The following is a 14,753-nucleotide window of genomic DNA, read 5'->3' as shown; positions in this document are numbered from 1 at the left end:
TTCAGGAAATAGACCGGTGCCTGCCATACAGCTCCAAGCTTTATCTGTACGAGGGCATGTACTGATCTATGTCAGCTGACTGAGTTGTAAACAGAACTACGCTGTTAACCCTCTTCACCTGTAATGGAGTAATGGAATGTCGGAAGCTCCCGGAAAACTTCGACTAGGTGCATTGGTTGCCCTGGTAGTTGGCTCAATGATCGGTGGAGGGATCTTTTCTTTGCCACAGAACATGGCGGCCAGTGCCGACGTCGGCGCCATTCTGATTGGCTGGGCCATCACCGCCGTCGGCATGCTGACCCTCGCTTTTGTGTTCCAGACCCTCGCCAATCGCAAGCCTGACCTCGACGGTGGTGTCTACGCCTACGCCAAGGCCGGCTTCGGCGACTACATGGGTTTCTCTTCAGCCTGGGGCTACTGGATCAGTGCCTGGTTGGGCAACGTCGGCTATTTCGTCTTACTGTTCAGCACCCTGGGTTACTTCTTCCCGATTTTCGGCGAAGGCAACACGGTGGCTGCAGTGATCGGCGCGTCCATCCTGCTCTGGGCGGTCCACCTGCTAGTACTGCGCGGGATCAAGGAAGCCGCGTTCATCAACCTGGTCACCACCGTTGCCAAGATCGTGCCGTTGGTGCTGTTCATCTTGATTGCCGTGTTCGCCTTCAAACTGGACATCTTCACCGCCGATATCTGGGGCCTGAAAAACCCCGATCTGGGCAGCGTGATGGACCAGGTGCGCAACATGATGCTGGTCACCGTATGGGTGTTCATCGGCATCGAAGGCGCGAGCATTTTCTCGGCGCGTGCGGAAAAACGCAGTGATGTGGGTAAAGCCACGGTGATCGGTTTTATCTCCGTGCTGCTCATTCTGGTGCTGGTGAACGTGCTGTCGCTGGGCATCCTGACCCAGCCGGAACTGGCCAAGCTGCAGAACCCGTCGATGGCGGCGGTGCTGGAGCACGTGGTGGGCAAGTGGGGGGCGGTGCTGATCAGCGTCGGCCTGATCATCTCGCTGCTCGGCGCACTGTTATCGTGGGTGCTGCTGTGCGCGGAGATCATGTTCGCCGCCGCAAAGGACCACACCATGCCGGCGTTCCTGCGCAAGGAAAACGCCAACCAGGTACCGGTCAATGCGCTATGGCTGACCAACGCCATGGTCCAGATTTTCCTGATCATTACACTGTTTTCGGCCAGTACTTACCTGTCGCTGATCTACCTCGCCACCTCGATGATCCTGGTCCCTTACCTGTGGTCGGCAGCCTATGCCCTGCTGCTGGCAGTACGCGGCGAAACCTATGAAGGCGCGGCGGGTGACCGGCAGAAGGATCTGATCATCGGCGCCATCGCGTTGATCTACGCGATCTGGCTGCTCTATGCCGGCGGCATCAAGTACTTGCTGCTCTCGGCGCTGCTGTATGCCCCCGGCGCGATCCTGTTCGCCAAAGCCAAGCTGGAACTCAACAAACCGGTTTTCACCAACGTCGAGAAGCTGATTTTCGTAGCGGTGATCGTGTGCGCACTGGTGGCGGCCTACGGTCTCTATGACGGCTTCCTGACCCTGTAATTTGATTGTGTTGTCCTCTGGAGGATCATTGAAATGACCAAGGAAAAAGTTAAGTACGGCGTCCATTCCGAAGCCGGCAAACTGCGCAAAGTCATGGTTTGCTCCCCCGGCCTGGCCCATCAGCGGCTGACCCCGAACAACTGCGACGAATTGCTGTTTGATGACGTGCTGTGGGTGGCCCAGGCCAAGCGCGACCATTTCGATTTCGTCACCAAGATGCGTGAGCGCAATGTCGATGTGCTGGAAATGCACAACCTGCTGACCGACATCGTCGCTATCCCCGAAGCGCTCGACTGGATCCTGGAGCGCAAGATCACCGCCGACTCGGTCGGCCTCGGCCTGATCAATGAAACAGGTTCCTGGCTGCGCAGCCTGGAGCCGCGCAAGATTGCCGAATTCCTGATTGGCGGTGTCTCTGCCGATGATTTGCCGGACAGTTTCGGCGGCAAGACCATTCAGATGTTCCGCGAGTTCCTCGGCCACTCCAGCTTCATCCTGCCGCCATTGCCCAACACCCAGTTCACCCGCGATACCACCTGCTGGATCTACGGCGGCGTCACGCTCAACCCGATGTACTGGCCGGCACGTCGCCAGGAAACCCTGCTGACCACCGCCATCTATAAATTCCACCCCGAGTTCACCAATGCCGACTTCCAAATCTGGTACGGCGACCCGGACAAAGATCACGGCAACTCCACCCTCGAAGGCGGCGATGTGATGCCGATCGGCAATGGCGTGGTGTTGATCGGCATGGGCGAGCGTTCATCGCGCCAGGCCATCGGCCAACTGGCGGTCAACCTGTTCAAGAACAAAGCGGTGGAAAAAGTCATCGTCGCCGGCTTGCCGAAATCCCGTGCAGCCATGCACCTGGACACCGTGTTCAGCTTCTGCGACCGCGACGTGGTGACGATTTTCCCGGAAGTGGTGAACCAGATTGTCGCCTTCACCCTGCGTCCGGACGAGAGCAAACCCGGCGGCATCGACATCCGCCGCGAGGACACCAACTTCCTCGACACCGTGGCCCAGGCCCTCAATCTCAAGGCCTTGCGGGTCGTCGAAACCGGCGGCAACAGCTTCGCCGCCGAGCGCGAACAATGGGATGACGGCAACAACGTGGTGGCCGTGGAACCAGGCGTGGTCATCGGCTACGACCGCAACACCTACACCAATACCCTGCTGCGCAAGGCCGGGGTGGAGGTCATCACCATCAGCGCCGGCGAACTCGGACGCGGTCGCGGCGGCGGCCACTGCATGACCTGCCCGATCATCCGTGACCCGATCGACTACTAACCTATTAGCCTTGGCCCGCGCTTACCAAGCGCGGGCCAACGGGATAACCGACACCTCAGGAGATCCAAAATGGCGTTCAATATTCATAACCGCAATTTGCTGAGCCTGGAACACCACACCCCTCGCGAATTGCGCTACCTGCTCGACCTTTCCCGCGACCTCAAGCGCGCCAAATACACCGGCACCGAACAGCAGCACCTCAAGGGCAACAACATCGCCCTGATCTTCGAAAAAACCTCGACCCGCACCCGTTGTGCGTTCGAAGTCGCGGCCTATGACCAAGGCGCCAACGTCACCTACATCGACCCCAACTCTTCGCAGATCGGCCACAAGGAAAGCATGAAGGACACCGCCCGCGTGCTGGGGCGCATGTACGACGCGATCGAATACCGTGGCTTCAAACAGGAGATCGTCGAAGAGCTCGCCAAGTTTGCCGGCGTCCCGGTGTTCAACGGTTTGACCGATGAATACCACCCGACGCAAATGATCGCCGACGTGTTGACCATGCGTGAGCACGCCGACAAACCGATCCACGAAATCAGCTACGCCTACCTCGGCGATGCGCGTAACAACATGGGCAACTCGCTGCTGCTGATCGGCGCCAAGCTCGGCATGGACGTGCGCATCTGCGCGCCGAAAGCCTTGTGGCCTCTGGACGACCTGGTGGCGCGCTGCAAACAATACGGTGAAGAAAGCGGCGCCCGCATCACGCTGACCGAAGACCCGAAAGCCGCCGTCAAAGGCGTGGACTTCATCCACACCGACGTCTGGGTGTCCATGGGTGAACCGGTGGAAGCCTGGGCCGAGCGCATCCAGCAATTGCTGCCGTACCAGGTCAACGCCGAACTGATGAAAGCCACCGGCAACCCGCGCACCAAGTTCATGCACTGCCTGCCGGCGTTCCACAACAGCGACACCAAAATCGGCAAGCAGATTGCCGAGCAGTACCCGAACCTGAAAAACGGCATCGAAGTGACCGATGACGTCTTCGAGTCGCCGGCCTGCATTGCCTTCGAGCAAGCGGAAAACCGCATGCACACCATCAAGGCGATTCTGGTGTCGACGCTGGCTGACCTGTAACGGCTGACCTGGCTCCCACAGACTGAACATGGTCAATGTGGGAGCTGGCCTGCCAGCGATTGCAATGTGTCAGTCAACATCATCATGGATTGATCGATCGCAATCGCTAGCAGGCTAGCTCCCACAAGGGGCCAGTTCCGACAGTGCGATCAAGTCGTTTGCCTTTTCTCTGTTTAGAAGGACATGCACCATGCGTATCGTCGTTGCACTGGGCGGTAACGCCCTGCTCCGCCGGGGTGAGCCGATGACCGCTGACAACCAGCGGGCCAACATCCGGATCGCCACCGAACAGATCGCCAAGATCCACGCCGGCAATCAACTGGTCATCGCCCACGGCAATGGCCCGCAGGTCGGCCTGCTGTCGTTGCAGGCTGCTGCCTACACTTCGGTTTCGCCCTATCCGCTGGACGTGCTCGGCGCCGAAACCGAAGGCATGATCGGCTACATCATCGAACAGGAACTGGGCAACCTGCTGGACTTCGAAGTGCCGTTCGCGACCCTGCTGACCCAGGTCGAAGTCGATGCCAAAGACCCGGCGTTCCAGAATCCCACCAAACCCATCGGCCCGGTATACACCAAGGCCGAAGCAGAAAAACTCGCTGCCGAAAAGGGCTGGGCCATCGCCCCGGACGGCGACAAATATCGTCGCGTGGTCGCCAGCCCCAAACCGAAACGCATTTTCGAAATCCGCCCGATCAAGTGGCTGCTGGAAAAAGGCAGCATCGTGATTTGCGCCGGCGGTGGCGGCATTCCGACCCTGTACACATCCCCGGGCAAGCTCGAAGGTGTCGAGGCGGTGATCGACAAGGACCTGTGCTCGGCGCTGCTGGCCGAACAACTTGAAGCCGATCTGCTGGTGATCGCCACCGACGTCAACGCCGCGTACATCGACTTTGGCAAACCCACCCAGAAATCCATCACCCAGGCACACCCGGACGAAATGGAAAAACTCGGCTTTGCCGCGGGCTCCATGGGACCGAAGGTGCAGGCAGCCTGCGAATTCGCGCGCCATACTGGGAAAGTCGCGGTGATCGGTTCACTCGCCGACATCGAAGCGATCGTCCAGGGCAAGGCTGGCACGCGCATCAGCACCGCGACACCTGGCATTACTTACTCATAAGGAGCGACGTCTATGGCACAGTTTGATCCAGGTCACTTGCACATCGAACGTCATGCGCTGACCCCGGATGATGTCAGCTACAACATTCACCTGGACTATGAAGTCAGCAAGAATGACAAAGGTGAAAAAGGCATTCAGTTCACCATGCATGGCAACATTCAGGGCAAGGACATGTCAGAACCCTTCTTCCTGCCCAAGGAGGAGGCCTACAACTTCGCCAGGGATGTCACAAGAATCGCCGAGAAGTACGGAATACCGAAAACGCACAGCCAGATCGGCTCCGTCCACAAGCATTACGATTTGATGTTTGAAGACATTCGGCAGCAGTTGAATATGAAATCCGGCGACCCGGTAAACCCCGAGCATTTCGAATAACCCGAACACACAGGCTGTGCTCGACCACAATCCACTGCGGGAGCGAGCCTGCTCGCTCCCGCAGGGATCATCGTTGGCCTGAAGTCCTGCGCCGGATTTCACCTTACCCCCTGCTCCAAGGCATACTTGCCACCCTCCGCACTCCAGAATCCGAAAGCGCCCCATGCGTATCCACGTCAGCTTCATCGACCGCGTCGGTATCACCCAGGAAGTCCTGGCCTTGCTCGGTGGGCGCAATCTCAATCTGGACGCGGTGGAAATGGTCCCGCCCAACGTCTACATCGACGCCCCGACCCTGAGCCCGGAAGTTCTCGAAGAGCTGCGTGATGCGCTGTTCAGCGTGCGCGGCGTGCAAGCGGTGACGGTGGTCGACATCCTGCCCGGTCAGCGCCGGCACTTGCAGCTCGATGCATTGCTGGCGGCCATGACCGACCCGGTGCTGGCACTGGACAGCGCCGGCAAAGTGCTGCTGGCCAATCCGGCATTGATCGCCCTGTACGGTCGCGAGCCGGCCGGCGAAAGCATCGCCGAGCTGTTTGCCGACCCGGCGTTGCTCGACGCCTTGCTCGAACACGGCTTTCGATTGCCGCTGCGGGAAATCACGGTCAACGGCCAGACCCTGTTGCTGGACGCCACACCAATCACCGACGCCGGCGCCTTGCTCACGCTGTATCAACCCAATCGCATCGGCGAACGACTGTCGGCCCTGCATCACGACCACGCCGAAGGTTTCGATGCGCTGCTCGGCGAATCGCCGGTGATCCGCACGCTCAAGGTCCGCGCCCAACGGGTGGCGGCCCTCGATGCACCGCTGTTGATCCAGGGCGAAACCGGCACCGGCAAGGAGCTGGTGGCCCGGGCCTGCCACGCCATCAGCGCGCGGCACAGCTCGCCGTTTCTGGCCTTGAACTGCGCGGCATTGCCGGAAAACCTCGCCGAAAGCGAACTGTTCGGCTATGCCCCCGGTGCCTTCACCGGTGCGCAACGCGGTGGCAAGCCGGGGCTGATGGAACTGGCCAACCAGGGCACGGTGTTTCTCGACGAAATCGGTGAGATGTCGCCGTACTTGCAAGCCAAGTTGCTGCGTTTTCTCAACGATGGCAGCTTCCGTCGCGTGGGCGGTGATCGCGAGGTGAAGGTCAACGTACGGATTCTCAGCGCGACCCACCGCGACCTGGAAAAAATGGTCAGCGAAGGCCTGTTTCGCGAAGACCTGTTCTATCGATTGAACGTGCTCAATGTCGAAGTGCCGCCGCTGCGCGAACGCGGCCAGGACATTCTGCTGCTGGCCCGCTATTTCATGCAGCAGGCCTGTGCGCAGATCCAGCGCCCAGTCTGTCGCCTGGCGCCGGGCACCTATCCGGCCTTGCTCGGCAACCGTTGGCCGGGCAACGTACGGCAACTGCAGAACGTGATCTTTCGCGCCGCAGCGATTTGCGAAAGCAGCCTCGTGGACATCGGCGACCTCGACATCGCCGGCACCTCGGTCGCGCGTCAGGGCGATCACGACGTCGACAGCCTGGAGCAGGCCATGGACGACTTCGAGAAAACCCTGCTGGAAAAACTTTACGTCAGTTACCCCTCGACCCGCCAACTGGCCAACCGCCTGCAAACCTCCCACACGGCGATTGCCCATCGACTGCGCAAGTACGGCATACCCAACAAGCCGTGACCACTGTTGGCCCCAAACACTTTCTTACTGATACCCCTCGATCTGTAGGAGCCGGCTTGCTGGCGATGGCGATTTTGAAGACGCCATCGCCAGCAAGCCGGCTCCTACAATTCGGGTTTCCAATCCAAAATCGTTTTAAAAGCGACCTTCATCTGTACTGAAAGCGCTACAGCGGAACGATATCGCTACACTCTCCCCTGATCACCGCTGTGCAAGGCTTTGATCCACCTCAGCTTTTTTCTTCCCTCCGTGCTGTAGCGATTTCGCTACAGCCAGCCCTTTTCAGCCTTCCGCAAAAACAAATAACCAATTGATTTATAAAGAAAAAATAACATTGGCCGCGATTTTGCTAAGTAACCCCTCATAAATCAGGGCACCGCCCAAGCATTCAATCGCGTCCACCAGACGAGTCTGGCCCCTTTAGGAGTTTCCATGAGCGAGTTGCGTTTTACTGAAGATCACGAATGGCTGCGCACCGAAGCTGACGGCAGCGTCACAGTCGGTATCACCGCTTTCGCACAAAACGCCTTGGGCGACGTGGTTTTCGTACAGCTGCCTGAACTGCAGTCCTACGACAAAGGCGTCGAAGCCGCCACCGTGGAATCGGTGAAAGCCGCCAGCGGCGTGTACATGCCGCTCGACGGTGAAGTGCTGGAAGTGAACCCGGCGCTGGACAGCAGCCCTGAACTGGTCAACGAAGATCCGCTGGGCGAAGGCTGGTTCTTCCGCTTCAAACCTGCCGATGCCGCCGCCGTCGGCCAACTGCTGGATCAAGACGCCTACGACCGCCTGATCAAAGCCCAAGCCGAAGCCTGAGGAGCACTGACATGACCCAGATTAATCCTGCCGTTGTAAACATAAGTACCGCCAACGAATTCATCGCCCGTCACATCGGCCCGCGCGCCGGCGACGAGCAAGCCATGCTCAACAGCCTGGGCTTTGACTCGCTGGAAGCCCTGAGCGCCAGCGTGATTCCGGACAGCATCAAGGGCACCAGCGTACTGGGCCTGGAAGACGGCCTCAGCGAAGCTGACGCCCTGGCGCTGATCAAGTCAATCGCCGGCAAAAACCAGCTGTTCAAAACCTTCATCGGCCAGGGCTACTACGGCACCCACACGCCGTCGCCGATCCTGCGCAACCTGCTGGAAAACCCGGCCTGGTACACCGCCTACACCCCGTATCAGCCAGAAATTTCCCAAGGCCGTCTCGAAGCGCTGCTGAACTTCCAGACCCTGATCAGCGACCTCACCGGCCTGCCGATCGCCAACGCCTCCTTGCTCGACGAAGCCACTGCCGCTGCCGAAGCGATGACCTTCTGCAAACGCCTGAGCAAGAACAAAGGCAGCCACCAGTTCTTCGCCTCCGTGCATTGCCACCCGCAAACCCTCGACGTCCTGCGCACCCGTGCCGAGCCACTGGGCATCGACGTTGTGGTCGGCGACGAGCGCGAACTGAGCGACGTGACGCCGTTCTTCGGCGCGCTGCTGCAATACCCGGCGAGCAACGGTGACGTGTTCGACTACCGCGAACTGACCGAACGCTTCCACGCCGCCAACGCGCTGGTGGCCGTGGCCGCCGACCTGCTGGCCCTGACCGTACTGACCCCGCCGGGCGAATTCGGTGCCGACGTGGCCATCGGCAGCGCACAACGCTTCGGCGTGCCACTGGGCTTCGGTGGCCCGCACGCGGCTTACTTCTCCACCAAGGACGCATTCAAGCGTGACATGCCGGGCCGTCTGGTCGGTGTCTCCGTGGACCGTTTCGGCAAGCCGGCCCTGCGCCTGGCGATGCAGACCCGCGAGCAACACATCCGCCGCGAGAAGGCCACGTCCAACATCTGCACCGCGCAAGTGCTGCTGGCCAACATCGCCAGCATGTACGCCGTGTACCACGGCCCTAAAGGCCTGACCCAGATCGCCAACCGCGTGCATCACCTGACCGCGATCCTCGCCAAAGGCCTGACCGCCCTGGGCCTGAACGTCGAACAGCAAAACTTCTTCGACACCTTGACCGTGGCCACCGGTACCGACACCACCACATTGCATGAGCAGGCTCGCGCCCAACAGATCAACCTGCGCGTGGTCGATGCCGAGCGTCTGGGCCTGTCCCTCGACGAGACCAGCACCCAGGCCGACGTTGAAACCCTGTGGGCCTTGCTGTCCAACGGCAAAACCCTGCCGGACTTCGCTGCCCTCGCTGCTTCGGCCGTCAGCACGATCCCGGCTGCGCTGGTACGCCAGTCGCCAATCCTCAGCCACCCGGTGTTCAACCGTTACCACTCGGAAACCGAGCTGATGCGCTACCTGCGCAAACTCGCCGACAAGGACCTGGCCCTGGACCGCACCATGATCCCGTTGGGTTCGTGCACCATGAAGCTCAACGCTGCCAGCGAAATGATTCCGGTGACCTGGGCTGAATTCGGCGCCCTGCACCCGTTCGCTCCGGCCGAGCAAAGCGCCGGTTACCAGCAACTGACCGATGAACTGGAGGCGATGCTCTGCGCTGCCACCGGTTATGATTCGATCTCGCTGCAACCGAACGCCGGTTCCCAAGGTGAATATGCGGGTCTGCTGGCGATTCGCGCCTACCACCAGAGCCGTGGCGAAGACCGTCGCGACATCTGCCTGATCCCGTCGTCGGCCCACGGCACCAACCCGGCCACCGCACAAATGGCTGGCATGCGTGTTGTCGTCACCGCGTGCGACGCCCGCGGCAACGTCGACATCGAAGACCTGCGCGCCAAGGCCATCGAGCACCGCGAACACCTCGCCGCGCTGATGATCACCTACCCGTCGACCCACGGCGTGTTCGAAGAAGGCATCCGCGAGATCTGCGGCATCATTCACGACAACGGCGGCCAGGTGTACATCGACGGCGCCAACATGAACGCCATGGTCGGCCTCTGCGCACCGGGCAAGTTCGGCGGCGACGTTTCGCACCTGAACCTGCACAAAACCTTCTGCATCCCCCACGGCGGTGGCGGCCCGGGCGTTGGCCCGATCGGCGTGAAATCGCACCTGACCCCGTTCCTGCCGGGCCACGCCCAGATGGAGCGCAAGGAAGGCGCGGTCTGCGCGGCACCGTTCGGCAGCGCAAGCATTTTGCCAATCACCTGGATGTACATTCGCATGATGGGCGGCGCAGGCTTGAAGCGCGCTTCGCAACTGGCGATCCTCAATGCCAACTACATTTCCCGTCGCCTCGAAGAGCACTATCCAGTGCTGTACACCGGCAGCAACGGCCTGGTGGCGCACGAGTGCATCCTTGACCTGCGTCCGCTGAAAGACAGCAGCGGCATCAGCGTCGATGACGTCGCCAAGCGCCTGATCGACTTCGGTTTCCATGCGCCGACCATGTCGTTCCCGGTAGCGGGCACGCTGATGATCGAGCCGACCGAAAGTGAATCCAAGGAAGAACTGGACCGCTTCTGCGACGCCATGATCCGCATCCGCGAAGAAATCCGCGCAGTGGAAAACGGCACCCTGGACAAGGACGACAACCCACTGAAAAACGCCCCGCACACCGCGGCGGAGCTGGTCGGTGAGTGGTCGCACCCGTACAGCCGCGAACAAGCGGTGTACCCGGTTGCCTCGCTGATCGAAGGCAAGTACTGGCCACCGGTCGGTCGTGTCGACAACGTGTTCGGCGATCGCAACCTGGTCTGCGCCTGCCCGTCGATCGAAAGCTACGCTTAAACGAATGAGGGGGCGGACTCATCCGCCCCCTCAACGTCGCCCCCCCTGTAGGAGCTGGCTTGCCAGCGATTGCGGAGGATCAGCCGACACACATGTTGCCTGAAACACCGCCATCGCTGGCAAGCCAGCTCCTACAGGATCGAGGCCTATTCAGGATTGCTGTCGATTCTCTAATAACAAGAAACCGGAGAACCTCATGTCGTTAAGCGTGTTCGACCTGTTCAAGATTGGTATCGGCCCCTCCAGCTCACACACCGTCGGCCCGATGCGCGCCGCCGCGCGCTTCGTCGAAGGCTTGCGCCGTGAAGCACTGCTGACCGCGACTGCCTGCGTCAAAGTCGAGTTGTACGGCTCGCTGGGCGCCACCGGTAAAGGCCACGGCAGCGATAAAGCCGTGCTGCTCGGCCTGGAAGGCGAGCACCCGGACACGGTCGATACCGAAACCGTCGCCGCACGCTTGCAAGCCATTCGCGGCAGCGGACACTTGAACCTGCTCGGCGAACACAGCATTGCGTTCAACGAGAAAGAACACCTGGCGATGATTCGCAAACCATTGCCTTACCACCCCAACGGCATGATTTTCCGTGCGTTCGACGCTGCGGGCCTGCAAATTCGCAGCCGCGAGTACTACTCGGTCGGCGGTGGTTTTGTCGTTGATGAAGACGCCGCCGGTGCTGACCGCATTGTCGAAGACGCCACGCCCCTGACATTCCCGTTCAAAAGCGCCAAGGATTTGCTCGGTCATTGCGTCAAATATGGGCTGTCGATCAGCCAGGTGATGCTGACCAACGAAAGCGCCTGGCGCCCCGAAGCGGAAACCCGCGCCGGCCTGTTGAAGATCTGGCAGGTCATGCAGGACTGCGTCGCCGCTGGCTGCCGCAACGAAGGCATCCTGCCCGGTGGCTTGAAGGTCAAACGCCGGGCCGCTGCGCTGCATCGGCAATTGTGCAAGAACCCGGAATCGTCCCTGCGCGATCCGCTGTCCGTGCTCGACTGGGTCAACCTCTACGCCCTGGCCGTCAACGAAGAAAACGCCAACGGCGGCCGCGTGGTGACAGCGCCCACTAATGGTGCAGCGGGGATCATTCCCGCGGTCCTCCATTACTACATGCGCTTCATCCCGACCTCGAATGACGACGGCGTCGTGCGCTTCCTGCTGACCGCCGCAGCGATCGGCATTTTGTACAAGGAAAACGCCTCGATTTCCGGCGCCGAAGTCGGCTGTCAGGGCGAGGTCGGCGTGGCGTGTTCCATGGCCGCCGGGGCCTTGTGCGAAGTCCTCGGCGGCACCGTGCAGCAAGTGGAAAACGCCGCCGAAATCGGCATGGAACACAACCTCGGCCTGACCTGCGATCCGATTGGCGGGCTGGTGCAGGTGCCTTGCATCGAGCGCAATGCCATGGGTTCGGTCAAGGCAATCAATGCCGTGCGCATGGCCATGCGGGGTGACGGACAACACTTCGTCTCCCTCGACAAAGTCATTCGCACCATGCGCCAGACCGGCGCCGACATGAAAAGCAAATACAAGGAAACCGCCCGTGGCGGTTTGGCGGTCAACATTATCGAGTGCTGATGCACGCTCATCCGCACCCTTCTTCAGGAGCTGAATATGTCCACCGAACAACTGTTGAAAACCCCATTGCATGCGCTCCACATCGAGCTCGGCGCGCGCATGGTGCCGTTCGCCGGCTACGACATGCCTGTGCAATATCCGCTGGGCGTGATGAAGGAACACCAGCACACCCGCGACCAGGCCGGCCTGTTCGATGTGTCGCACATGGGCCAGATTCGCCTGACCGGCGCCAATGCCGCCAAGGCCCTGGAAACCCTGGTACCGGTGGACATCATCGACCTGCCTGTGGGCATGCAGCGCTACGCGATGTTCACCAATGAGAGCGGAGGCATCCTCGACGACCTGATGGTCGCCAACCTGGGTAACGACGAACTGTTCCTGGTGGTCAACGCCGCGTGCAAGGATCAAGACCTGGCGCACCTGCGCAAGCACATTGGCGAGCAGTGCAGCATCGAGCCGCTGTTCGAAGAACGCGCCCTGCTCGCCCTGCAAGGGCCGGTGGCAGTGACTGTACTGGCACGTCTGGCGCCAGAAGTGGCCAAAATGACTTTCATGCAGTTCGCCCGCGTGAAACTGCTGGGCGTGGACTGTTTTGTCAGCCGCTCGGGTTACACCGGTGAAGACGGTTTCGAAATCTCCGTGCCGGCTGAGAACGCCGAAGCCCTGGCCCGCGCCCTGCTGGCGGAGCCGGAAGTCGAAGCCATCGGCCTCGGCGCGCGTGACTCCCTGCGCCTGGAAGCCGGCCTGTGCCTGTACGGCCACGACATGAATACCGACACCACCCCGATCGAAGCCAGCCTGTTGTGGGCCATCTCCAAGCCGCGTCGCGCCGATGGCGCGCGTGCCGGTGGTTTTCCTGGCGCTGAAAGCGTATTTGCCCAGCAACAAGGCGGTGTCAGCCGCAAACGTGTTGGCTTGCTGCCGCAAGAACGCACCCCGGTGCGCGAAGGCGCTGAGATCGTCAACGAAGCCGGCGAGATCATCGGCAGCGTCTGCAGCGGTGGTTTCGGGCCAACCTTGGGCGCACCGCTGGCCATGGGTTACGTCGACAGCGCGTATGTCGCTCTCGACACACCGGTGTGGGCGATCGTACGTGGGAAAAAGGTGGCTTTGCTTGTAAGCAAAATGCCATTTGTTCCACAACGCTACTATCGTGGCTGATCAACTGTTCCTATAAGTAACGCAGTTGCGTTTACAACGCACTAATGTGTAACGCAACTGCCATAAAATAGTGCATCGTTTGGCTCTAAGCTTCGATTATGAACTTTGCTTATAACGATCGAAAACAATTGAACAGGGCTATCGCATAAGCCAGCACTAGTTGTCCTGTCTATGCCAGCAACCCGAGCAAATCCGGGCCTTTCACAGGGCTTGTTTTTTCTCCCGTAGTTGGCGTAGAGTTTGTTCACTGTGTTTGCATGGGTCGCTTGGAATCGTGACCTGGGCAGTAGCCTACAAGTTAGCTACATCCCGTTCGACGTCTTCTTACTCTCCTGCAACCAGCCCCAGTACTCTTTCATGAGAAGGAGACTGTCATTAATTTTTGCGTCAAAGGAAATAAGAAATGTCTCAACGTCAGAGCGGTACCGTCAAGTGGTTTAACGACGAGAAAGGTTTTGGTTTTATCACTCCTGAAAGCGGTCCGGATCTGTTCGTGCATTTCCGCGCCATCCAGGGCAACGGCTTCAAGAGCCTGAAAGAAGGCCAGAAAGTGACTTTCGTTGCTGTGCAAGGCCAGAAAGGCATGCAGGCTGACGAAGTACAAGCAGAAGCTTAATCTTCTGTAACGAAAAAGCCCCTGATGCTGACATCAGGGGCTTTTTTGTGCGCGTAAATCCGTAAAATGGCTTCTTTTTTCCGCCGAGAACACCCCATGTCGAAACACCTGCTTACCCCCCAGGGCGAATTTCCTGCCGCTGGCCTGGGTCGTCGTCTGGCAGCGATGTTCTATGACTTTCTTCTGTGCACCGCCCTGCTGATCGTCACCAGCGGCGTTTACAAGATGATCCAGATGGCGATCATCGGCGAAGAGAAAATGCGCACCCTGACCGAAGCCGGCGCACTGGACGGTGACCCGCTGCTGTCGACGGTGTTGCTGTTTGTGCTGTTCGGCTTCTTCGCCAAATTCTGGACTTACTCGGGCCAGACCCTCGGCATGCAGGTCTGGTGCATCCGCGTGCAGAATGCTGACGGCTCATCCATCAGCCTGTGGCAGGCGCTGCTGCGTTTTGTCGTTTCAATCGCGTCGCTGCTATGCGTTGGGCTGGGATTCTTCTGGTCGCTGTTCGACAAACAGAAGCGCAGCTGGCACGACATGTATTCCAATACACAGCTGGTGCGGATTCCGAAGAAAGCCAAATAGTCCCGCCATACGAAAACCAGTG

12 protein-coding genes are annotated in these 14,753 nt (G+C 59.9%); all 12 read left to right on the top strand.

All coding sequences use genetic code 11. The annotated features are described in order from the left end of the window. Window positions 1-136: 136 nt before the first annotated feature. Window positions 137-1,564 (top strand): arginine-ornithine antiporter, encoded by a 1,428-nt coding sequence (gene arcD, locus M5G20_RS20470; protein ID WP_273920545.1) that lies wholly within the window; start codon window positions 137-139, stop codon window positions 1,562-1,564. Between the two features lie 33 nt (window positions 1,565-1,597). Further along, on the top strand, window positions 1,598-2,854 hold the full coding sequence (arcA, locus tag M5G20_RS20465; protein ID WP_273920543.1) for an arginine deiminase: 1,257 nt from the start codon (window positions 1,598-1,600) through the stop codon (window positions 2,852-2,854). A gap of 69 nt (window positions 2,855-2,923) precedes the next feature. Continuing rightward, window positions 2,924-3,934 (top strand): ornithine carbamoyltransferase, encoded by a 1,011-nt coding sequence (locus M5G20_RS20460; protein ID WP_150733682.1) that lies wholly within the window; start codon window positions 2,924-2,926, stop codon window positions 3,932-3,934. A gap of 190 nt (window positions 3,935-4,124) precedes the next feature. Next, on the top strand, window positions 4,125-5,054 hold the full coding sequence (arcC, locus tag M5G20_RS20455; RefSeq protein ID WP_273920542.1) for a carbamate kinase: 930 nt from the start codon (window positions 4,125-4,127) through the stop codon (window positions 5,052-5,054). Between the two features lie 12 nt (window positions 5,055-5,066). Then, window positions 5,067-5,429, top strand: a complete 363-nt coding sequence (locus M5G20_RS20450; RefSeq protein ID WP_150733684.1) for a DUF5064 family protein — start codon at window positions 5,067-5,069, stop codon at window positions 5,427-5,429. Window positions 5,430-5,592: 163 nt separating this feature from the next. Further along, on the top strand, window positions 5,593-7,101 hold the full coding sequence (locus M5G20_RS20445; protein WP_150733685.1) for a sigma-54-dependent transcriptional regulator: 1,509 nt from the start codon (window positions 5,593-5,595) through the stop codon (window positions 7,099-7,101). Between the two features lie 432 nt (window positions 7,102-7,533). Continuing rightward, window positions 7,534-7,917 (top strand): glycine cleavage system protein GcvH, encoded by a 384-nt coding sequence (gcvH, locus tag M5G20_RS20440; RefSeq protein ID WP_273920540.1) that lies wholly within the window; start codon window positions 7,534-7,536, stop codon window positions 7,915-7,917. Window positions 7,918-7,928: 11 nt separating this feature from the next. Next, window positions 7,929-10,796 carry an aminomethyl-transferring glycine dehydrogenase gene (gene gcvP, locus M5G20_RS20435; protein ID WP_273920539.1) on the top strand — a complete coding sequence of 956 codons (2,868 nt, stop codon included), beginning with the start codon at window positions 7,929-7,931 and terminating at the stop codon, window positions 10,794-10,796. Window positions 10,797-10,992: 196 nt separating this feature from the next. Beyond that, the gene (locus tag M5G20_RS20430; protein ID WP_273920538.1) at window positions 10,993-12,369 is read left to right on the top strand and encodes an L-serine ammonia-lyase; all 1,377 of its coding nucleotides are present in this window, start codon (window positions 10,993-10,995) and stop codon (window positions 12,367-12,369) included. A gap of 36 nt (window positions 12,370-12,405) precedes the next feature. After that, complete coding sequence (gene gcvT / locus M5G20_RS20425; protein WP_273920537.1) at window positions 12,406-13,530, top strand: glycine cleavage system aminomethyltransferase GcvT; 1,125 nt, start codon at window positions 12,406-12,408, stop codon at window positions 13,528-13,530. Between the two features lie 403 nt (window positions 13,531-13,933). Continuing rightward, window positions 13,934-14,146 carry a cold-shock protein gene (locus tag M5G20_RS20420; protein WP_003175786.1) on the top strand — a complete coding sequence of 71 codons (213 nt, stop codon included), beginning with the start codon at window positions 13,934-13,936 and terminating at the stop codon, window positions 14,144-14,146. A gap of 96 nt (window positions 14,147-14,242) precedes the next feature. Then, window positions 14,243-14,731, top strand: a complete 489-nt coding sequence (locus tag M5G20_RS20415; RefSeq protein WP_273920535.1) for an RDD family protein — start codon at window positions 14,243-14,245, stop codon at window positions 14,729-14,731. Window positions 14,732-14,753 lie beyond the last annotated feature (22 nt).

It is taken from the genome of Pseudomonas sp. TNT2022 ID1044 (genome assembly GCF_028656895.1).
Classification (GTDB): domain Bacteria; phylum Pseudomonadota; class Gammaproteobacteria; order Pseudomonadales; family Pseudomonadaceae; genus Aquipseudomonas; species Aquipseudomonas reinekei.
The sequence above is the reverse complement of the archived record's forward strand: the minus strand, read 5'-3'. Positions and strand labels throughout refer to the sequence as shown.

Excerpts from the sequence above, each read along its gene's own strand:
- gcvH (WP_273920540.1), top strand. The coding sequence starts at position 7,534 with ATGAGCGAGTTGCGTTTTACTGAAGATCACGAATGGCTGCGCACCGAA.
- M5G20_RS20415 (WP_273920535.1), top strand. The coding sequence starts at position 14,243 with ATGTCGAAACACCTGCTTACCCCCCAGGGCGAATTTCCTGCCGCTGGC.
- M5G20_RS20430 (WP_273920538.1), top strand. The coding sequence starts at position 10,993 with ATGTCGTTAAGCGTGTTCGACCTGTTCAAGATTGGTATCGGCCCCTCC.
- arcC (WP_273920542.1), top strand. The coding sequence starts at position 4,125 with ATGCGTATCGTCGTTGCACTGGGCGGTAACGCCCTGCTCCGCCGGGGT.
- gcvP (WP_273920539.1), top strand. The coding sequence starts at position 7,929 with ATGACCCAGATTAATCCTGCCGTTGTAAACATAAGTACCGCCAACGAA.
- M5G20_RS20460 (WP_150733682.1), top strand. The coding sequence starts at position 2,924 with ATGGCGTTCAATATTCATAACCGCAATTTGCTGAGCCTGGAACACCAC.
- arcD (WP_273920545.1), top strand. The coding sequence starts at position 137 with ATGTCGGAAGCTCCCGGAAAACTTCGACTAGGTGCATTGGTTGCCCTG.
- M5G20_RS20445 (WP_150733685.1), top strand. The coding sequence starts at position 5,593 with ATGCGTATCCACGTCAGCTTCATCGACCGCGTCGGTATCACCCAGGAA.
- arcA (WP_273920543.1), top strand. The coding sequence starts at position 1,598 with ATGACCAAGGAAAAAGTTAAGTACGGCGTCCATTCCGAAGCCGGCAAA.
- gcvT (WP_273920537.1), top strand. The coding sequence starts at position 12,406 with ATGTCCACCGAACAACTGTTGAAAACCCCATTGCATGCGCTCCACATC.
- M5G20_RS20420 (WP_003175786.1), top strand. The coding sequence starts at position 13,934 with ATGTCTCAACGTCAGAGCGGTACCGTCAAGTGGTTTAACGACGAGAAA.
- M5G20_RS20450 (WP_150733684.1), top strand. The coding sequence starts at position 5,067 with ATGGCACAGTTTGATCCAGGTCACTTGCACATCGAACGTCATGCGCTG.